The following is a 21,427-nucleotide window of genomic DNA, read 5'->3' on the forward strand; positions in this document are numbered from 1 at the left end:
AAGCTTCTAAGATAACTAAGCTATAGTTAAGCACTCAGCTTTAGAGTAAAAATACTATTTGTTACATAAAGATACCGTTATTGGCATAAAGATGTTTTTCGCGATAAGCATTGACCTCTAGTGCTAACACCCTCTAATCTAAACACCTGTTTAACTCCAAAATAATAACAACTAATAAACATCATCTTTGAGGTAGTTCAGCATGGCATACGATCAAGACTCTCAACTCAAACTAAACTACTCATCACTGGTCGATCTGATCGAGAAAACCAGCCTGCGTTACGGTGATAAACCCGCCTATGCCTGTCTCGGTAAAACCAGCAGTTTTAACGAGATAGAACGCGATTCTCGTTACTTTGCCGCCTATTTACAAAATAAGACCACACTCAAACCGGGCGATCGCATCGCCATTCAATTGCCTAATATCACCCAATTTGTCATCGCGGCCTACGGCGCAATCAGGGCTGGGCTTATCTTAGTTAACACTAATCCCCTATATACCGAGCGTGAGCTCATCCATCAGTTCAATGATTCTGGTGCCAAAGCGATCGTGGTGTTATCCGATCTATTACCGACCTTAGCCAAAGTCATCGACAGCACCAAAATAGAATACGTCATTTCAACCCACCCTTTAGATTTGATCGATCCGCACGTACAGCCTAAGACAGGCCTGAAGAATGTGGAGTTTTGCCAAATTTTAAAACAAGGCGCAGAACTCCCCTTTAGCCGATTTATCTCAAATCTCGACGACCTCTCGGCGTTGCAATATACGGGCGGCACCACTGGATTATCTAAAGGTGCCATGTTGACCCACGGCAATATGCTCGCTAATGCGGCGCAGGTAAAATCCCGCATCGCGAGCGTGATCACCGAAGGGGAAGATATCTTCGTTGCACCGCTACCGATTTACCATATTTATGCGTTTATGGTGAACTTAGTGCTGTATTTCGAGTGTGGCGGCTGCTCGGTATTAATTCCAAATCCACGGGATATTAGCGGCTTAATTAAGACACTTGCCAAATATCCCTTCACTGGATTTGCAGGACTCAATACTCTGTTTGTCGCCCTATGCCATCAACCCGAGTTTAAAGCACTCGACTTTAGCCATTTAAAAATCACCATCTCGGGCGGCACAGCACTGACGGCAGCGGCGGCCAACATTTGGCAACAGACGACAGGCAATATGATCAGCGAAGGTTATGGGCTATCTGAAACTTCGCCGGTGATTTCACTCAATGCACCCGGTTATCAAAAACTAGGCACTATTGGTAAACCTGTGATTGGCACTGAGGTTAAACTCTTAGATGAAAACGACATTGAAGTGCCCTTAGGTACGGCCGGAGAATTAGCCGCACGCGGCCCACAAGTCATGCGGGGATATTGGAATAATCCGCAGGAAACCGCCCATGCTATGACTCAAGATGGCTTCTTCAAAACTGGGGATATTGCCATAGCAACAGCGGAAGGTTTCCACCAAATAGTTGATCGTAAAAAAGATATGATCATAGTTTCAGGTTTTAATGTCTATCCCAACGAAGTGGAAAACGTCCTAGCGAGCCACCCTAATGTGATCGAATGCGCCGTGGTGGGAGTAAAAGATGAGCACTCGGGCGAAGCGGTTAAAGCCTTTATCGTGCTAAAGGATGATAGCCAAGATCATCAACAGGCTAAAGAGGCCATTCTAACCTATTGCCGCGAGCAGTTAACCGCCTATAAATTGCCAAAAGTGATTGAATTTATGGCGCAATTACCTAAAAGTACCGTCGGCAAAATTCTGCGCCGCGAGCTAAAAGATAAAGCTTAAAAACCGCATTTAAAGGCAAAGCTAAGAAACAAAAACACAATAAAAGACCCAGTGAGCTAGACTGAACGTTTCAGCTAGCAACTGGGGTTTATTTTACCTAAATGGTCTCATTCAAGGCGCTGGCATTGGCCTCTTCGGTTAACAATTGCAGACTGGCAAATTCACGATATAACGCATTAGATTGCATCAACTCTTGGTGGCGACCGCTGGCGACAATCTCGCCCTTATCAAACACAAAAATCCTATCGGCATTGATTACTGTCGATAAGCGATGGGCAATTATCAAAGTCGTTTTACCCGCCATCAATACGTCCAGCGCTTGCTTCACTTTCTGCTCGCTCACCGCATCTAAAGCGCTGGTCGCTTCATCGAGTAACAATATCGGTCTGTCGGCTAAAATCGCCCGCGCAATGGCAATACGTTGTTTTTGTCCACCAGAAAGCCGCACACCACGCTCGCCTAAATAGGTTTGATAACCTTCAGTAAACTCGCTAATAAACTCGTGGGCACGTGCTGCAATACAGGCATCTATCACTTCTTGCTCGGTGGCATCGACTCGACCATAACGCACGTTTTCAAGTACGCTAGTCGCAAAAATCACCGAGTCCTGCGGCACTAGAGCAAACTGCGACCGCAACTCCTGTGGCAAAAGATTGGCAATATCAATACCTTCCAGTCGAATACTGCCAGCGCTAGGCACATAAAAGCGTTGCAACAACTGGAACAAGGTACTTTTACCTGCGCCACTTGGCCCCACTAAGGCGACCCGCTCACCCGCAGCAATGCTCATATTGAGCTGTTTTAGCACTAAGGCATCATGCTCTGGATAGGCAAAATTGAGTCCTTCAATCATTAACTCGCCACTGACCTTGGCGGGCAAAGTCACAGGATGAGTTGCAACGGGAATATCCACTTGTGTTTCAGCCAGTTCGATTAAACGTTCGGCGGCGCCAGAAGCCCGCTGAATTTCGCCTATCACTTCGCTAATCGTCGCCACTGCGCCCGCGACCATCACAGCGTAAAACATAAAGGCAGATAACTCACCGCCCGTCATCTTACCCACCATCACATCGTGGGCACCAACCCAAGTCACCATAGCAATCGCGGCGATACTTAAAAACATCACAGTTGAGATCAGCAAGGCACGGTAACGGATCCGGCCACTGGCCGCAGACATGACATCTTCGACGCGGCGATTGAACAAGCTACGGTCTTTATCTTCATGCCCATAGGCTTGCACCGTATGGATTTCATGAAGCGTTTCATCAACATAAGCGCCGAGATCGGCAACCCTATCTTGGCTTTCTCGCGCCAGCGTACGGACTTTACGGCCGAAAAAGATCACCGGCCCTAACACTAAGGGCACAGCCAACAACACCAGCAATGTCATCTTAACGCTAGTGATACCCATCATGACTAAACCACCAAGCACAGTTACGCTAGAGCGCAGCGCCATGGACAGACTCGAACCCACCACAGTTTGTAGCAAAGTAGAATCGGCGGTAAAACGGGAGATCACTTCACCAGTGCGCACCTTAGCGTAAAAGGCGGGAGAGAGTTTAAGCAGTTGATTGTAAACCGTTAGACGAATATCGGCGCTGACCCGCTCGCCAAGCCAAGTCATCAAGTAGAAGCGGCAAAACACAGCTGTGCCACTGACGGCGGTAATTCCGAGCACTAACAGTATGATTTCATTCAGCCGCTGCGCATTATCCCTTACAAAGCCTTCATCGACCATCAAGCGCACACCTTGGCCCAATGATAACCAAGCGAGCGACCCTATCATCAAGCAGATAATCGCCGCGACAACTTTCAGTTTGTAGGGTTTAAGAAAACCCATAATCCAAGGCAATACCGATCTTTGCTGCGCCGAGGTCCATTTAGCCTTTGATGTATCAGCGCTTGTTGTAGACGTGACTGGAATTAACTTTTCGGGCAATGGCTCAGCCCCCGCTTTAATGGGTTCGGAAGATTTGGCGAGTTCAGCTGTAGGCTCGGTCACGGGTGGCATCCTTGAGGTAGGTAAGGCAATTCAAATATAACATCAGCATGAATGGGATCATCTGCAGCCGTTAACCGCGCAGCATTACTTAAAGCATATAAGTGAGATGCTACCTCTTGCAGTGGAATTCAAGGGCTGTGTGGTTTTACTCAAAAGAAAAGCATAAAACAAACCCGCAGCTAGTGCGGGTTTGTTTTATTACAATAGCTTGACGCGGCTTAAGCGACTTGCTTGTTTTCCGGCGTTTTTGGCGTGCCGTGGTGGCCATCGCGCTTCCAATCCACATCTAACAACTCTGCGCCGCTCAGGCTAAATGCTTGGCCAAAACCTTTGACGTAAAGACCCTGATGAGGCGCGAGCTTATATAAGTTAAAATCGGTTAACGCCGCAAGGTTATCGGACATTTCGCCAAAACGTGCCGATAACACACCAACACCTTTGCTGAAGTCGGGCGTATCGCGGGGCACTGCCTCGGCAATCGCATCGAAGGTTAAACGCTTGCGGGCAAAAACCGATTTGGCCGCAGTTTCGTCTTCAACTAACATCACAGAGACCTTAGATGAGTGCTTTAAATTATGACCGTGACGGGCTAAGTCACTCACCAAAATATAAAAACCATCATCTGCCAGTGCGAAGGGCGCATAGCTCGCATTCGGCTGGCCATCTGTACCAATGGTGGCTAGTTGCAAGGTCTCGCGCTGCTGTTTAAAGGCTTCGATTTCGGGTAAGAGTTTGTCTCTTAAACGCTGTTCTTGTTCGGTAATTTCAGGCTTCATTTACTGTTTTCCTTAATACTTTTGTTAATGCTGCAATTCAGAGGTGTGATTGCACCGAGGCAAAGGCTGTCGCGAGCGCTTTAAATTGGCGAACTTGCTCAGGAAACAGTGCTCTTTGTTTATCACGGCCTAAATACACTTTGAACACCACCTCACCTTCACTGCCGAAAAAGTTAATCGAATGGCTCTCGCTGCCTCTAAAAGGTCTGCTGATCAAAGCGATACCACTCATGGCATCTAATTTGAGATGACCATGCAAACCGTCCCCCTTGCTGTAGAGGTTGTAATAACCGTGGGCGTATTTTCCCTCGGGGAAATCTCCTTTAAATTCAAATACGCTGCCAGATAACATCACAATAGTGGTTAACTTTCCCCATTTGGGTAAGGCTTGCAGTAATGTATCGAGCTGAGTTAACGGAACAAACACCACTTGTTCGGGCGGCAGCGCTGCAACCACTTCGAACTCGGCAATGCCTAATTCACTGGCGAGCTGCGCTGGCATTAAATCAGCTTGTTGTTCAAATCGTTGTCGCAATTGCGCCTGTTGCTCACTTAGCTGACGTTGCTCAGAGTTTAAATCTGGCGCGACATTGAGCTCGGTATCGAGTGTCATCTTCATTTTACTGTCTCCAGCGGTAGTGACTATTGAGTGGCTTAGAACATATAGCGCGCCGATAACTTCATATTACGACCCGGTTGATACAAGGTTTGCCACGCTTGTTGATACTTCTCATCACCGATATTTTCGATTGCGAAATCCACTCTCACACCCGCCATCGCGCCCATAGTCGGCTCCCACGCTACATACACATCCCATAGGGTGTAATCGTCGTATTTCGCCACTTTAAAGCCGTCAGGCGTATTCGACTGAGTCGCCACATAAGTGACGCGAGTACCGAGTTTCATGTCGCCTTCCATAATGCCTTGGGATAAATCGACATTGAACTTATTGGCGGGTATATTTTCTATATCATCGCCCGTTTGACGATCTTCGCCATGGGTTTGGCCGTAATTCATCGCTAAACGAGTTTGGCCAATACGGTAACGACCGCTAATTTCAAAACCTGTTAAACGTGCATCTTCAACGTTATTCCATGAGGTCGTTTGCTCGAATCCAGGAATGCCACGCCAAGGATTAGACACTTGCTGCACGATAAAATCGTCCACATCGTTACGGAAAACGTTAAACGTTAGCGCCAGTTCATCATCACCCGCTAACTCACTGAAACGTAAGTCCGCTTTGATTTCTTTATTGCGCGCAGTCTCTGCTTTTAGATCCGAATTCACCGCGAAGGTGTTACATAAACCTTGGGGTAAAAATCCGGGGATTGGCGGGATACAATAATGGGTGCCGCTGGAGAACATTTCCTCTACCGTAGGTGCGCGGAAGGCTTGATCGTAACGTGCGCTTAAGGTCAACCAAGGCTGAGTCTGCCACACCAAGCCAAGCGATGGTGATAACTCATTGTCATCTGAGGATAAGTTGAGATTATGGCTGTCATTTTTAAAGCTGTCATAACGCAGACCCGCATCAAGATTTAACGTCTTAGTCAACTCAATATCTGCCCGCGTAAAAGCGCCCCATACTGTGGTTTCGCCATCGATATTATCTGGACGCTGGCCCACTTGGCCCGAATCATCACGCGTCGTTTCTATGGTATCGCGAAAACCATCGACCCCGTAGGTCAACAGAGTATTGCCTAAACGCGAACTGTTATTAAGGTTAATCCCCACAGTGCGGAACTCAGTACTGTCTTGCTGACCTTTCGTAATACGGTCTTCATCGTAGTCGGTACTGTTCCAATACACTTGCATCTTAGTATCCAGATACGGGTTATTAGCAGGATTGAGACTGTAGTTTAGGGTGAGGTTTTTATCGTCAGTCTTGCGGCGCACCAAAGGCACTGAACTACTCACAGCAGCAGAAGGATTGCTCGGTACTAATTCATTGTTTTTGCTGGCTCTTGCAGATAACTCTAACCGTGATGCCTCGTCGGCTTGCCAACCGAATTTAGCTAAACCACTGCTGCCTTGGGATGCACTGTTGTTTAGAGTTTCGTCATTACCAGTTTTTATATTGTTTGAATCGTAATAGGAACCATTGAGTAACCAATCGATGCTGTCTTGTTGACCATAGATAGCGCCACTGGTTTTAGTGCGGGAGCCATTGGTCTCATAACCTTGTTTGAAATAGCCACCAAAGGTCTCATCTGGCGCTAAAAAATCTTGTGCCGACTTAGTATTCTGCGCTACGACACCACCGAGGGCACCACTGCCCCACAAGCTACTGGCAGGGCCGCGCAGCACTTCGATGGATTTGAGCAACTCAGGGTCCATAAAGTAGGTACCTCTGTGACCAGAGCTGGTATTTTGTCTTGCGCCGTCAATTGTTTGCAACACACGATCGCCACTTAAACCACGGATTTCAACCCCTTGAGATGAAGCTCTTGGGCCATTGGTCAACGTAATATTCGCCTCATTTTTAAGGGCATTGGCAACTGATGATGCTTGGGCGACCGTAAGTTGCTCTTCATCCACCACTGCCACGCTACGGCTGGTTTCGGAGGCTTTTTCACTGATGCGTGTTGCACTCACTAATACTTCATCAAACTCTGTTGTGACCAGTTTTTTATCCGCATCCTGTTGAACAACAGGCTTAACACTTTCCTCTGCCGCTAACGTAAAACTTAGGGCCGTACCACTCAGTGCTATCGCCATGGCGATCACTAACGGCTTTTTTTTCATCTCTTCATCCTCAAGTGATATTCAGCTGTTTCCGTACAATTTATTACTGAGCCTAGACTCTCTTTCCAGACGCCAATCCTTTCGAGATTAAGTCTGTTCCAGATTTGGCTCTTTCGAGATTGAGCCTCTTCCAGATCGAGCCCAAGGCAATCAGTACCCATAAAGTAGGATAAATCGTCGGTTTAGCTGCTTTTTAAAGCGCTCATTCGAGCTATTGCAGGCACTCTACCTGAGACAACAAAATAGATCAAATGCAAATCATTATCATTTGCGATCTTGTTTATATTGAGATATCTTAATTAGGAAAATGGCTTTCATTGGAAAAAGAGGTTGCTGTGACACCAAAACGATATCTTGCCTTTGGCGCGTTAACGGTTGCCATCCAGACGGGTGTTATCGCCTCCCAACCCGCTATGACTATGCAGCCAAGCGCCCAATCATCGAGCGTAAACCAAGCATCGCTCACTCCCAGCGCGAATACTGTCACCCTTAATTTTTCTACCGCGACTAGCGCTGCAAGCAACACGAGTGCAGAGCCCATCAAGCAAACAGACGCCAAAGTAGCCACTGTGAACAGTACAGTGCAAAAAAACAGTACAGCGCAAAAAGTATCAACAGCAGAATCTGTCAATAAGGCGGTTATCCCGAAAACTAAAGCTGATCAACGAATTGACAGCCAACTCGCCAAAAAATCTTCAGCAACAAAACCCACGGCTAACAATCATCCGAATACGGACCCTTTAGCGACGAACGCTTTAGAACCAAGTGCTTTAAATCCAAGCGTTTTAGCACATAAGCGACTCGAACAAATTGAACATCAAACAGAACCCAAAACTGCACAAATGGATTTAATCACTAACGCAGCCGAAGTTGATGCAAAAGCGACCCCAAATGTGGCCAGTGAAACAGCTGACAGTGCCCAAACTAACATAGTGGAATTAGCCAAACCGCTGTTCGCTGCAGCGCCACCGCAACCGACTTATCCAAAGATAGCGCGTAAAAAAGGGCTAGAAGGCACCGCAACCATAGAAGTGATGTTTAACGAACTTGGTGAGCAACTTGCACTGACGTTAGTAAAAAGCTCAGGGTTCAGTCTGTTAGATCAAGCCGCGTTAGATGCAGTTGAAAACTGGCAATTTGCGGCGCCAGCGCAAAGGCTAGCGAGTCATTATAAGGTCAGAGTGCCTATTCGCTTCGCGCTCAACTAACAGGCCCAATGTTGCCACTGAAAAGTTAGCCCGTGGAGAGTTAGCTCGTAGGGAATTAGCCACCGCACAACTAGCCTGATTTTTGTTTTACTAACTTACATATAAAACTACTTTTTTCAATAGATTGGAGAGGCTTAATGCCCGTAACTGATTTTTCAACCCTACAGACTCAGCTTGGCGTGCTGACTTGGCCCTTGTTGTTATGTGCTTTTTTAGCTTTGATGATCTGCCTTGAACGTAGCGCCTTGTTTTTGCATCAAACTTTGCTATCAATCTGGCCCAAAAAACAGGCCTGGGTAAAAGCATTGCGTCAATCAAGCTCAGCGGCAACCACTGAAAACGTCAGCGCGCTGCTAGCGCAAACCAGCGCACAGCAAGATTTACTCGCCCGTGGCGCGACCTTGCTACTCAAACAAGTCCACCAGCCAAAAGTGCTAAGGGAAGAATTACTCAGTCTGTGGCTCAATAAGCAACAACGCGACTTGCAAGCCGGACTCAAGGTTTTACAAGTGATTGGCATCATTAGTCCACTACTCGGTTTGCTCGGCACAGTATTGGGACTCATCGAAATGTTTGCCCAACTCGAGCAATCACAAGGCCCCGTCACTCCAGCACAACTCAGTGCTGGACTGGGCCTTGCGATGAACACCACAGCTGCCGGACTCATGATCGCCGTGCCCGCCATTACCGCCGCCCATCTTTTTGGGATCTGGGCTCAAGGCCAATGCCTGCGTGCTGGGCATGTGCTCAATCAACTCAATCTCTGGTTAGCGGGTATCGAAGATATTTCAATTGATGCCAATCATTACCATGCATTCACCCGAGTCAGTAAAACCAGAGTCGAGCAAAAATTGGCATCCAAGCCCCATTCTCAAATTGAGCCACAGACATGATAAGTGCAGATAAACCATTCTTATCGCAGGCTGGCATTGCTTCGCCTGAGCAACTTCCGAGCCTAGATTTAACCGCGTTAATCGACATTATTTTTATCGTGCTGGTGTTTTTACTGCTGACGGCAAATAGCCAATTATTAAGTTTGCCGGTAGATGTGCCACAAAGCCCAAGCTCGGCCATCACGGCAATCGACAACAAACAAACAATTGCCATCAATATCATGGCAACAGCGCCTTATTGGGCTATTGATGGCAAAGAGTTTGATGACTTAGCCACTTTTACCACTGAATTTACTGCACATTTTCAGACTATGCCGAAGGCGACGGTTGTCATTGCCGCCGACAAAGCCGCGCCAGTGGAACCTTTGATGCAACTGCTTGCACTGTTGCAGACGCAGTCCATCAGTCAGACCCAAATTTTGATGGAGCATTAGCGTATCCGAACCAGCCATTTAAACGAGAAAGCAAAAGTCTGACATCAAAAAACGGCATCTAAGCCTGTCGCGAACAAGTTGTATTAGGAGTTTAACCATGTTGTTTCAAGCAACTAAAATACCAGTAAACAAAGGTTCCATTGCTCAACGTTATCAACATAGACGCACATATAAAGCATTGAAAAAATTTATTTTTTTCACATCAGCACTTACGGCCTTACTATCCTCAAGCGTTTTTAGCGCTGAACTGAGTGCCGAGCCAGAGATAAGACTCGTGAGTGCGGGTACAGGAGTCACAGAGCTCATACTCGCCCTCGACGCAGGCAATGAGCTAGTCGCCATCGACTCCACCAGCTATGTGCCTGAAAGTTTGAGCCATGTGGCTAAGCTTGGTTATCACAGAATGCTCTCCGCCGAAGGCATTATTGCCCTCTCCCCAACGCTGGTTGTCGGTTCAGATGTGATGGGACCAGAAACCACACTAAAGGTATTAAAACAGGCGAATATCCAAGTTGTGCAATTACCCGCAACAAATGATGAACCACAACTGATGAACAATGTGGATACCTTAGGTCACTTACTCAATCGCCAAGAACATGCGGTTAAATTAAAACAAGATTTACATCAACAACTGCAAAGCTTAGCGGGTAAAAAACAACAAGTGCGCGATGCTGGCTCTCAGCCCAAAATTCTCTTCATGCTGTTACAAGAAGGCCGCGGTGCACGTGTTGGCGGTAAAGGCACAGCCGCAGATACTATTATTGAGCTGTCTGGGGCACAAAATATCGCCGAGTTTGATGGCTACAAAAGCATGTCTCAAGAAGGGATTCTATCCTTACAGCCCGACATTATTTTGCTGTCAAAGCGTAGCGATAAACCCACAGATCAAACTAATGCACAAATTGCCCAAGAACTGTTGAAAGAGATGCCACTACTCGCCCATACCCCAGCAGGGGAAAACGGCCATATTCAAACACTAGCACCGCAAGCCCTTCTCGGTGGTTTAGGCATCAGTGCCATAAGCGCCGCGGATACGCTCGCCAGCACATTGCTCAAGCAAAACCATTAACAAACACAGCGATGAGTACAGTTAGCACTAATTAACCCCAGATAAAAATAGAAAGGATATTTGAGATGTTCCTCAACCGCTGGCTCTGGCCGAGTCTAGTCACACTGTTAGCCCTAAGCGGCTTACTCTCGGTCAGCACTGGCCCCGTTAGCATCAGCTTTATCGACGCCCTAAATGCAGTGTTCAATTGGGCTACCCAGCAAAATATCGGCAATATTGCGCCCCACGAGCAACTGGTAATCAACAATGTGCGCTTACCGCGGACATTACTGGCGTTAGCAGTAGGCGCTACGCTCGCACAGTGCGGCGCGGTAATGCAGGGGCTTTTTCGCAATCCCTTAGCGGATCCCGGTATTATCGGAGTGTCATCCGGCGCAGCACTTGGCGCAGCCATCTGTATCGTGCTGCTACCCAACGCGAATCCATTGATGATCCCCATCAGTGCGTTTGCATCGGGATTAGTGACCACCCTTATCGTCTACCGACTCGCCAGCAGCCCAACAGGTACATCGGTCGTATTATTACTTTTATCGGGTGTTGCCATAGCTGCGCTGGCAGGCGCAGGAATAGGTGTTCTCACATATCTTGCCAACGACATGGCGCTACGTGACTTAACCCTATGGCAAATGGGATCGATTGCAGGTGCGCAGTGGCTATATGTCAGTCTGTGTCTTGTGACCTTAGCGCTACTGAGTTGGCGATTTCACCAAGATGCGGCGGCACTCAATGCCTTGCTGCTTGGCGAATCCGAAGCACGCCACTTAGGGATAGATGTCGATAGGCTCAAACTTAGGCTTATTTTGCTTTGCGCCTTAGGGGTTGGCGTAAGTGTAGCTGCAACAGGAATTATCGGCTTTATCGGCCTCGTCGTGCCGCATTTAGTGCGCATGATGTTAGGGCCAGATCATCGCCAACTGCTGCCCATCAGCGCACTTTTAGGTGCAGCCCTATTGGCATTGGCCGATATCGGCGCGCGCGCTTTTTTACCGCCTGCCGAGTTACCCGTTGGACTCGTCACCGCGCTCATCGGTGCGCCTTTCTTCATCTTTTTACTACTGCAACAACGCAGTAAGCTAATCTAAGCGAGTTTTTATGGCTGCAACATCCTTTGCAAATCAACCAACACAATCGACAACTTATTCAGCCAAGGCGCAATTTGATCGCACCCAGCTCAGCATTTGTCAGCTCGATGTCAGCATCGGTCCAAAAACCGTGCTCAGTGATATTAATGTACAGTTTCAATCGGGTGCGGTAACCGCCCTACTCGGCCCAAATGGTGCGGGTAAATCCACCCTGCTTAAAGCCCTTTGCCAAGAAATCAGCACACCAAGGCAAAGTATACGACTAGGCCATAGCCAGCTGGCGGATTGGCCTAGGAGCGAGCTGGCAAAATCCTTAGCTGTACTGCCGCAACACGCCAGCCTCACCTTTCCTTTCACTGTGTCAGAAGTCGTAGCAATGGGCTTATATCCCTTAACCATCAGTAAGATAGAAGGTGATGCGTTAGTTACCGAGCAACTGGCGCAAGTGGGCTTAACCCATCTGGCTAAGCGCAGCTATCCAACCCTCTCTGGCGGCGAGAAACAGCGAGTCCAACTCGCCAGAGTCTTAACTCAACTCAGGCAATCGCCGTTTCCGCCCGTACTATTACTGGATGAACCAACATCGGCGTTAGATCTTGCCCAGCAGCACAGAGTACTTGAATTAGCCCAAAACTTAGCTCACCAACAAGGCTACACTGTAATAGTGGTACTGCATGACTTAAACCAAGCCGCGCGCTATAGCGATCAATTAATTGTGTTAAAACAAGGGCGAATCGTCAGTGAAGGCACGCCATCCGATGCTTTGTCGGTTGATACCATTAGGGAAGTATGGGACTACGAGCCTGTATATATCCCCGCCCCACAGGGTGGACATCCACTGATTTTTTAATGGAAAGAAGATATTCATCTTACGTTTTTGAGGTCTAATGTGGGTATAATCGCTGCGTTTATACTTTAGCTATCACCTTTTAGCCACAGCCGCATTAATTTAGGCAGAGCCCAGATGAAACCCACTATCTCGACAGAAACTCAACAAGAAGCACTGGTCGCAGCCAAAGCCACCCAAAAGCCGGGCCAAACCAAAGAGCAAACTAAACTCATTGCCCAAGGGATAGAAAAAGGCATAGCTGAATATAAAAAGCTGCAAAAAGCCAAAGCTCGCGAACGGGATAAAGCACGTAAACAACAGTTGAGAGCAAAATCTCGCACAGTTAATGACACTGATGAACTAGAGGATTCAGACGCATTATTCGAATCTCAACGTCAGTTCACCACCGCGACTTGGATTGCCATAACGCTTTTACTATTAAGTTGGGTAGGGTTTGCCGCATATATCTTTGCAGATTAAAGGCTATGATTTATATATAAAAATTAAAAAATCCATATATCACTTGTTAGGCAATATCCTCTAATACCTTACACACATCATTAATTGAAAAAATATTACCGTTAAGGCTTGCTCGGTCTTTTGATATATTCAGAACGAGCCTAAATACATTGTTCGCATCAGGATAACGGGCAAGCTTTAAAATGATGTCATCACCACTTTCTTCTGCAGACCGAAAATCCCAGCCCTTCCCTGATAAATCAAAAAGCACTTCCGCCGTTTCAGTATTGATTAACACTGGCGCATAAACCCAATGCGACATTCGCATCTCACTGGGGTTGATATCCAGTGTTAACTTACCATTTTGAAAAAACAACTTAGTGTCCATAAACAGTCCCTGAGTAACAAGTATCACAAGCGATAGGCCGATAGCTTGTATATTGAACCCCATATCCATTTATTGTCCATACCACATCACTTCTAACACGAACCGTTTACGCTCATTACATCAGGCAAAACCGTTAAATACTTAAGCGAAAAAAAGACAAAAAAAAGCCTGCTCAATGAGCAGGCAAAGACATATTTCAAGCGTCCCTTTCGGGGAAGTACATTACCGCGCTAGCGGGAAAAACCTAGCATATCCATGCAAAAACATCAATATGCTACTTGAGTCTAAACACGCCAAAAAAGGCGATACAAAGGTTGATGGATGATGGAAACTAAAACTTTAAGGAGGGTTAGGCCTTAAAGCTCATGGCGAATAAACCGCCACGCAAAACATCAGTGTTAAACCAAGTGTTTTGCCAATAAATATGGTTGTTGCCTGTATAAGACATAGTCAATACTCCTAAATTAGTTGTGATTAAGTACTCTAGTGAAGCTTGGCTCGGTTCCTTGGAACTAGAGATTCTCATATCCGTTGAGACGACTTGTCACTCAGGTCCTTGGAGAAAAATATCCATCCTGGATAGACTAGAGAGGAAAGGCGTAGTGCCTAATCCACGAAAGTAATTATATGGATTTGTAGTTTTATTACAACCTTTATTTGTATTTTTTTTGATTAAGGCTTTTTAATGTAATTAAATTACACAATTATAGTGAGGTTAATGGCGATCTGTTTCACAGAAAAACAGAAATAACCCTGTAAATATCTAATAAATAAGATATTACAGAATTATTTCTATTTGTTACCACAAATCGTTAGCGATTGATCAGATATTGATACAAGCCCACCAGCGGACTCGCTGTGGGTTTGCCGTAGAGCGGATCACCTTCTGTTGCACTTCCTGCAATATCTAAGTGTGTGTAAGCCAAGGGAATAGGGGCATTAACCCCATGATCAAATAGTCCAGAGGCTTTCAGTAAAAACGCCGCGGGATATTGATGTCCACGGGCGGTAATCGATGATGGTGCATTATTGGAAGATAATATTTCAGCAGCGCCTGACACATCGCGGATCTTAGCGAAGTCTTCAGGGCGTAATGTAGACACTTCAAAGGGTTCACCCCATTGAGTCGCCTGCTGTTGTAAAGTGACAGCGCATTGCTGTGAACTCGCCACTGAGTTTTCAACCGCCGCAGGATAACTGCCATAACAACGTACGACATGACCTGTGAGTGTTGCTACCGAAAACATCTCAGGCTTCACCGCCGACACGGCTTTGATACGTAAATGGCTCAGTAAATCCGCCAGCACTAAGCGCCCTTCAGCATCCGTATTACCAATTCGTACCCGCACACCCGCATGGCTCGTAATAATTTCATCGGTCACGAAGGCTTCGCTGCCTATGCTGTTACGCACTAAACCTAACTCGGCAATGACTCGAATACCTTTAGGCTTTAGCATTGACAGAGTTTTAAATAAACCCGCCACGGCAGAAGCGCCGCCTTTATCACGACTCATACCCGCCATAGCGCCGCCGACTTTCAGATCGGCGCCGCCGGTATCGTAAATCACGCCCTTACCCGCAAACAGGAAAGTGCGAGTCACTTGACCCTCCGGCAGATACTCTAGTTTCACCACGCGAGGCTGATGACGACCGACGGCAAAAGAAGAACGCGCCACAGCACTGAGTAGCGGATAATCACGCTCTAAAATATCTCTGTCTTCTACCACTGCGGTTTTGATCACGCTGCCCGCTAAGGATTGCAGACAATAATCGGCAAAGGCTTTAGCCGACATGCGCTCAGGTTCAGTACCACACAAATCCCGCGCTAATACGCGGCCCGCTTCTAAGGCATTGAGCAAATTGCTGTTATGGGTTGATGAAGATAATAACCCTATGGCCTCAAATGCAGGTGTTAAGCCTGTCGCTTCACGCAGCTCTAAGGTTTGCCACAGTTCTTGACCGCAGGCTAATGCTGCAACTTCAGAGGCAAAACTAAAACGTGAGTCCTTCGATGGCACTACATATAACAACGGACGTTTTGCGCCTGCGTCTTTTGCAATGGCAATCGCCGCCCTTGCAGCATTGGCATAGACTCGCACGTCCACATACTCGTCATTCACTTGGGTGACAGGGGCAATGATCAAACGCCCTCCCGCAAGCCCTGGGGCAAACAGTAATGTCGGGCTCTTACCCACGCGCTTATCCACGTGGGCACCGTGCTGAGCCAATAAACCTATCTCATCAAAACCGATAGAATCCAGATCGGGCGTCACCACCACAACCGCATCCCAGCCTTCACCATCAAAAATGGCATTTTCTGCTTTTACATCAACGAAGTTAACTTGAAACATGACCCATCCTTTTTCATTATTGTGCCTGCATTATTCCCGCTCTATCGCTTAATTACCAATCTAAAAGTGCTACCGACACTCCCAGAAAAAATCGAATTGGAAACTTTGGCTGCCAGCTCACCAAAAGCCTGTGATGCTGAGATTATTTGGCTGCACAGAATGTGGTAGAATGGCCGCAAATTTGCCCTATACCCACAAGACCTTATGAGGGACACTCAAGTGACAGCCTTAAGTCAGTTATACCCGCAGCCATTATGGCAATGGTTCGAACAAATTTGCGCGATTCCCCATCCATCTAAGCATGAGCAAGCATTAAGCCAGCACATTCAAGCGTGGGCTAAAAGCAAACAACTTGCCGTCGTTGAGGATGCCGTTGGCAACTTGATCATCCGTAAACCTGCGACGCCGGGTATGGAAGATCGTAAAATCGTGGTTATTCAAGCCCATATCGATATGGTGCCACAAAAAAATGCCGATAAAGTGCATGATTTTACTAAAGATCCTATCGAAGCTTATGTCGATGGCGATTGGGTTAAAGCCAAGGGTACAACCTTAGGTTCAGATAACGGTATTGGCATGGCATCGGCTTTAGCCATTTTAGGCTCTGATGATATCAAGCACGGCCCATTAGAAGTGCTGCTGACGATAGATGAAGAAGCGGGCATGACAGGCGCCTTCGGTTTACAGGCTGGCATGTTAGACGCAGACATTCTGATCAATACCGACTCAGAGCAAGAAGGTGAAATCTACATGGGCTGCGCCGGTGGTGTCGATGCTCAAATCACCCTGCCTATGGTGTGGCAAGCGTCTGAGCAAAGTTACTCAGCCTTTAGCCTGCACTTATCAGGCTTAAAAGGGGGTCACTCTGGGGTGAATATTCACTTAGGTCGTGGTAATGCCAACAAGCTATTAGCGCGTTTCCTCTTTGAAAACGCAGATGATTTAGCATTGGAGTTGACCCAATTTAGCGGCGGTTCACTGCGTAATGCGATCCCACGGGAAGCCAACATCAGCTTTATGTTGCCAGAAGAAAACGTCAGCGCCTTAAACGAAAAAGTCGCTGAGTTTGAAGCGCTTATCCGCACCGAACTCGCCATTGCCGATCCCGATATGCGTTTAGTGTTAAACACTATCCCAACGCCAAAACGTGTGATGAGCGAAAACAGCCAAAATACCCTGATCGATTTGCTGCATGTGTGCCCGAACGGCGTGATCCGCATGAGTGATGAAGTCGAAGGTGTGACTGAAACCTCGCTCAACGTTGGCGTTATCAGCACTAACGATGAAGAAGTCACTATCCTGTGCCTTATCCGCTCGCTGATCGATTCTGGCCGTACTCAAGTCGAAGGCATGTTAACTGCGCTGACCAACTTAGCCGGAGCCGATATCGATTTAAGCGGTGCTTACCCAGGCTGGAAGCCAGATAACAGCTCACCTGTAATGGCAATAGTGCGCGAAACCTATCAAGACATTTACCACAAAGAGCCAGTGATCATGGTGATCCATGCGGGTCTCGAGTGCGGCCTATTCAAGAAACCCTATCCAGACATGGACATGGTCTCGATTGGTCCCACCATTCGCTATCCACACGGTCCAGACGAAATGGTAAACATCACCACAGTCGGCCAATATTGGACATTATTATTAGCCGTACTCGAGCGCATTCCAGTCAAGGCTTAATGTTCTAACCTTACCCAAGCTCACTCAATTCAAGGCCACATCTGCTCAAGTCAGATGTGGCCTTATTTTTTACCGCGGATTCTATTTGTGTAGAAATGCCATCGATAAAATTTTTATGAAAGAACTGAATAACTTGAATTTTCTACTATAGTTGTTCTGTCTGACCCTAACGTATTTTTGCTTATCGCGCTTTTAGAGATAACCGCTTTCCCCTTCAATACTGTGACCTTAAGGAATAGAGATCATGAAATTTGGTAAAATCTTGTCAGCCGCCGCACTACTGCTCAGCAGTAACCTCAGTTTCGCCGAAGAAGTCCCCAAAGCCGTTATCGACCTAGCCGATTCACTGATGCCATTAGGCAGAGAAGTGGTACTGGTGAATGCCGTTAAAGCGCAAAACGCCCAAGGCAAAAGCTTAGATTCAATCAAAACATTAGATGAAAAATGGATTGCCACCGCAGGTATTGATGACTTTATGTCATCCCTGATGAACAACGAAGCGGCCAAGTATCTCACGACCTTCGAAGCCAGCAAACCTTACTACCAAGAAATTTTCCTCATGGACAATCAAGGCGCGAACGTCGCCATGATCAGTAAAACTTCAGATTATTGGCAGGGTGATGAAGATAAATGGCAAAAATCCTTCGCCAATGGCAAAGGTGATAAACACATAGGTCCGGTCAAATTTGACGAGAGCTCCCAAGCCTATCTAGTACAAATTTCTATTCCAGTGATGGATGGCGATGCTGCAATTGGTGCTATCACGATTGGGATCAACCTAGATCAATTTGGACTCTAATTACCAGAGAACGCCAGTGATGGGCTGCACTCTTACCACAGAGGTTATTGCGGCTCTCACCTTTTCAGTGTATCAATCAAGGAGGGCGTGACTATGGAATGGTATAAAGATCTATCCGTTAATCAGAAACTGACTTATCCAAGTCTGCTACTCGCTGGCGTAGTCATCTTCGCCTCTTCAACTGGCATTTTAGGACTCAAAGCCTTAAATCACAGCGCGAATACACTCGCGCTTGAATACTTACCTAGCCAATCTGAACTACTACAAGCCGATAAAGAGCTTTATCAAGCTCAAGTGGCCGAGCGCAGCCTGATGTTTGTTAACGTGGGCACAGACTCTTACAACGACCTTTTAAAGCAGCACACTAATAGTATCTCTCTCGTTAAAGAACATATTGATAAGTTTGCCGATGTGACCACAAGTCCCCTCGCTAAAGATAAGCTCAATGAATTGAATCACAGTTTCGATATTTGGCGAGCGACAACCACAGAAATCAGTAATCAACGCACCCAAAATGGCCGTAACGGTAGAACAACGGCGATTGATCTTAGTTTCGGTCAAGCAGCAACGCAATTCGAGCAACTACACCAGAACATTAATCATTTAATCAATGATTTAAACAGTAATACTACCGCAGCGATAGCCCAAGTAGATGATGATGCCAATCATGGACAACAGATGCAGTTAATTGCCTTAGCCATCAGTCTCTTGATCTGCATACTCTTTATCGTTGCACTGCCTAAACTCATCAGCAAACCGCTGGCGGTTTTACTCGCAAAAATCCACGACATTACCGATGGTGATGGCGATTTGACCGAACGAGTCCACTTAACCTCTAAAGACGAGCTTGGTGATCTCGCCAAGGCATTCAATCATTTTCTCGATAACTTACACGGTATTATCTCGCAATTTAAACAGTCTACATCAGAGCTCAACACCGCTGCCGAAGGTCTAGCCAAAACCAGCGCATCAGCAAAACATAACTTGATGGATCAACAAGCTGCCACCCACAGAATCGCCGATGCCAGCGATCATATTGCCGCCTCAGTACAAGAAGTATCAGTCAGTGCCAGTCATGCCGCCGATGCCGCTAAACAAGCCGACGTATTTACCGCCGACGGTCAGGCAAGAGTGAAAAAAACCATCAATGTGATTCGTGAACTTGCGGGAGATGTAGGCACGGCAGAAATGCAGATCAATAAACTCGAACAGGAAGGCCAACATATTGGCCGCGTGCTTGAGGTGATTCAAGCCATTGCCGAACAGACGAATCTATTAGCCCTTAATGCTGCAATTGAAGCGGCGCGCGCGGGCGAACAAGGACGCGGCTTTGCAGTGGTTGCCGATGAAGTGCGATCCCTTGCCTCTAAGACTCACCAATCCACCGAAGAAATTAAATTAATGATCGCCAATGTGCAAAATGGCACTCAAAGCGCTGTGGCGGCGATTAATATCGGTAATGAAAAGGCTATCTCAAGCGTAGAAGCCGCCAGTAATGCCGGTGAAGCCTTAGCGCATATTGCAGAAATGGTCAGCCAAATTAGTGAGATGAATAATCAAATCGCCCTAGCAGCTAAAGCGCAAACCACTATGGCCAACGAGAGTCATCAAAATATTCAACACATTGCCGAACAGTCGGAGGAGAGTCTACGAACCACTGATGAAATCTACGCAGCAAGCGTACAACTCTCGTCAATGGCGAGTAATCTCACTGCGCTGGTCAGCCGCTTTAAACTGTAATTTGTTGAGGGTGAAAGCTTTTATATAAGTTACCTTTTGTAAATCAGTGATGTTTGAAAAGTCCCCTCTAACGAATAAGGGAGCATAAACCTGTCGCAGTGATTATCTGAATTCAGGTGCTCCCTTATATTTAAACAGCAAAGCTAGCACTGATTAGCAGCGCTTAACCACTAAGCCTCTTGCCGCGCGCAGGTTGACTAACATAGGTAACATCAACGCAAGGATCACTATCAGCATCCCTACCAACTGAATTTCCGTCACCGCCTGCCCCATGGCTAACGCCGTTAATGCTGCAAAAACGGGCACGAGATTAAAAAAGATCGATGCCTTAGCGGGGCCAAGCGCTTTAACGCCGTTAATCCAAAACAGATAACCGAGCACAGTGGCGAACAAACCTATGTAGAGCACGCTAGAAAAAGCCGTTGCCGACACTTCCATCAACTCCAGCCAAGGGTGAAACTCACCTCGGCCAAGCCCAACCACGGACATAGACACACTGGCAGCTATCATACTCAGCAAGGTAAATGGCAACACAGGCAACCAATGGCCGACCCGTTGCGAACAAATGGTATAACCACTCCACGCCAACATGCCGGCGGCAATCATCACATCACCTTGGTTAAAACTAAAGTTGAGCAACTGCTGCACACTACCGTTGGTGATCACTAGCAGTACGCCCGCCAAACCGCCCACTAAGCTGAACACTTGTTGTCTGCTGAGCCATTCACGCTGTAATAGCGCATTGACGATTGAAGTCACCAGCGGGCTGAGCGCCATAATCAAGGCACCATTGGCAGCAGAGGTATGCTGCAGGCCATTAAATAACGCCAGATTTAAGCCGCCTACACCAATCACACCCACTAACGCTATGACAATATATTGCACCAAACTCAATTTGGGCCAAGCCTGACGAGTAAAAACGATATATAACGCTAGAGTCACAGCCGCAATGGTAAAACGCCAGAAGACGAGGGACTCTCCTGACATCTCCTCCAGCACTCGCTTAGCAATCGGAAACACACTGCCCCAGCTAAAAACGCAAATCAGTAGACAAACGAATGTCATGTAAGGTGTATGGGATTTCATATCGGCCTCTAGGGAGGTAATTGGGATTGAGCTTAGTTTATAAGTTTCATATATTATTAAAACCAACAAGATTGAGAGCTTA

Annotated in this window: 18 protein-coding genes; 11 read left to right on the forward strand and 7 right to left on the reverse strand. The window is 46.9% G+C overall.

The genetic code is table 11. From position 1 onward, the window contains the following. Positions 1 to 202 precede the first annotated feature (202 nt). Positions 203 to 1,804 (forward strand): AMP-binding protein, encoded by a 1,602-nt coding sequence (locus L5M40_RS08325; protein WP_263175736.1) that lies wholly within the window; start codon positions 203 to 205, stop codon positions 1,802 to 1,804. Between the two features lie 97 nt (positions 1,805 to 1,901). On the opposite strand, the gene L5M40_RS08330 is transcribed toward L5M40_RS08325, so the two are convergent. The 4 genes from L5M40_RS08330 to L5M40_RS08345 form a co-directional block, all read right to left on the reverse strand. Beyond that, on the reverse strand, positions 1,902 to 3,806 hold the full coding sequence (locus L5M40_RS08330; protein WP_263175737.1) for an ABC transporter transmembrane domain-containing protein: 1,905 nt from the start codon (positions 3,804 to 3,806) through the stop codon (positions 1,902 to 1,904). Positions 3,807 to 4,024: 218 nt separating this feature from the next. After that, positions 4,025 to 4,582, reverse strand: coding sequence for a heme utilization protein HutZ (gene hutZ, locus L5M40_RS08335; protein WP_173246400.1), 558 nt, complete (start codon positions 4,580 to 4,582; stop codon positions 4,025 to 4,027). A gap of 37 nt (positions 4,583 to 4,619) precedes the next feature. Beyond that, complete coding sequence (gene hutX / locus L5M40_RS08340; RefSeq protein WP_411569001.1) at positions 4,620 to 5,201, reverse strand: heme utilization cystosolic carrier protein HutX; 582 nt, start codon at positions 5,199 to 5,201, stop codon at positions 4,620 to 4,622. 35 nt (positions 5,202 to 5,236) lie between these two features. Continuing rightward, positions 5,237 to 7,327 (reverse strand): TonB-dependent hemoglobin/transferrin/lactoferrin family receptor, encoded by a 2,091-nt coding sequence (locus tag L5M40_RS08345; RefSeq protein WP_173246402.1) that lies wholly within the window; start codon positions 7,325 to 7,327, stop codon positions 5,237 to 5,239. A 335-nt stretch (positions 7,328 to 7,662) separates the two neighbouring features. On the opposite strand from L5M40_RS08345, the gene L5M40_RS08350 reads away from it, so the two are divergent. From L5M40_RS08350 to L5M40_RS08380, 7 genes are all read left to right on the forward strand, one after another. Then, positions 7,663 to 8,535 (forward strand): energy transducer TonB, encoded by an 873-nt coding sequence (locus tag L5M40_RS08350; protein WP_173246405.1) that lies wholly within the window; start codon positions 7,663 to 7,665, stop codon positions 8,533 to 8,535. Between the two features lie 137 nt (positions 8,536 to 8,672). Beyond that, positions 8,673 to 9,428 (forward strand): MotA/TolQ/ExbB proton channel family protein, encoded by a 756-nt coding sequence (locus L5M40_RS08355; RefSeq protein ID WP_263175739.1) that lies wholly within the window; start codon positions 8,673 to 8,675, stop codon positions 9,426 to 9,428. Then, on the forward strand, positions 9,425 to 9,862 hold the full coding sequence (locus L5M40_RS08360) for an ExbD/TolR family protein (protein WP_028761550.1): 438 nt from the start codon (positions 9,425 to 9,427) through the stop codon (positions 9,860 to 9,862). Before L5M40_RS08355 ends, L5M40_RS08360 begins: the two co-directional genes overlap by 4 nt. Positions 9,863 to 9,959: 97 nt before the next feature. Continuing rightward, on the forward strand, positions 9,960 to 10,931 hold the full coding sequence (locus L5M40_RS08365) for a hemin ABC transporter substrate-binding protein (protein WP_173246411.1): 972 nt from the start codon (positions 9,960 to 9,962) through the stop codon (positions 10,929 to 10,931). 65 nt (positions 10,932 to 10,996) lie between these two features. After that, a complete protein-coding gene (locus tag L5M40_RS08370) occupies positions 10,997 to 12,013 on the forward strand; it encodes a FecCD family ABC transporter permease (protein WP_219235177.1) in 1,017 nt (338 codons plus the stop codon). A gap of 10 nt (positions 12,014 to 12,023) precedes the next feature. After that, on the forward strand, positions 12,024 to 12,863 hold the full coding sequence (locus tag L5M40_RS08375; RefSeq protein ID WP_173496938.1) for a heme ABC transporter ATP-binding protein: 840 nt from the start codon (positions 12,024 to 12,026) through the stop codon (positions 12,861 to 12,863). Between the two features lie 114 nt (positions 12,864 to 12,977). Next, positions 12,978 to 13,322, forward strand: coding sequence for a DUF2956 domain-containing protein (locus L5M40_RS08380; RefSeq protein WP_173246420.1), 345 nt, complete (start codon positions 12,978 to 12,980; stop codon positions 13,320 to 13,322). A 46-nt stretch (positions 13,323 to 13,368) separates the two neighbouring features. Here L5M40_RS08380 and L5M40_RS08385 read toward each other — a convergent pair whose 3' ends face one another. Then, positions 13,369 to 13,758 (reverse strand): hypothetical protein, encoded by a 390-nt coding sequence (locus L5M40_RS08385; protein WP_251071146.1) that lies wholly within the window; start codon positions 13,756 to 13,758, stop codon positions 13,369 to 13,371. Positions 13,759 to 14,501: 743 nt separating this feature from the next. Then, positions 14,502 to 16,040, reverse strand: a complete 1,539-nt coding sequence (locus tag L5M40_RS08390) for a leucyl aminopeptidase family protein (RefSeq protein WP_173496937.1) — start codon at positions 16,038 to 16,040, stop codon at positions 14,502 to 14,504. A gap of 219 nt (positions 16,041 to 16,259) precedes the next feature. Here L5M40_RS08390 and L5M40_RS08395 point away from each other — a divergent pair, with 219 nt between their 5' ends. The 3 genes from L5M40_RS08395 (at position 16,260) to L5M40_RS08405 (ending at position 20,259) form a co-directional block, all read left to right on the forward strand. Continuing rightward, positions 16,260 to 17,720 carry an aminoacyl-histidine dipeptidase gene (locus L5M40_RS08395; protein ID WP_028761557.1) on the forward strand — a complete coding sequence of 487 codons (1,461 nt, stop codon included), beginning with the start codon at positions 16,260 to 16,262 and terminating at the stop codon, positions 17,718 to 17,720. Between the two features lie 244 nt (positions 17,721 to 17,964). Next, the gene (locus tag L5M40_RS08400; protein ID WP_106651425.1) at positions 17,965 to 18,519 is read left to right on the forward strand and encodes a cache domain-containing protein; all 555 of its coding nucleotides are present in this window, start codon (positions 17,965 to 17,967) and stop codon (positions 18,517 to 18,519) included. 93 nt (positions 18,520 to 18,612) lie between these two features. After that, positions 18,613 to 20,259, forward strand: coding sequence for a methyl-accepting chemotaxis protein (locus L5M40_RS08405; RefSeq protein ID WP_173246426.1), 1,647 nt, complete (start codon positions 18,613 to 18,615; stop codon positions 20,257 to 20,259). A gap of 153 nt (positions 20,260 to 20,412) precedes the next feature. Here L5M40_RS08405 and L5M40_RS08410 read toward each other — a convergent pair whose 3' ends face one another. Beyond that, positions 20,413 to 21,345, reverse strand: coding sequence for a DMT family transporter (locus L5M40_RS08410; protein ID WP_263175741.1), 933 nt, complete (start codon positions 21,343 to 21,345; stop codon positions 20,413 to 20,415). Positions 21,346 to 21,427 lie beyond the last annotated feature (82 nt).

It is taken from the genome of Shewanella sp. SM68, from assembly GCF_025653925.1.
In the GTDB taxonomy this organism is placed as follows: Bacteria; Pseudomonadota; Gammaproteobacteria; order Enterobacterales; family Shewanellaceae; genus Shewanella; species Shewanella oncorhynchi.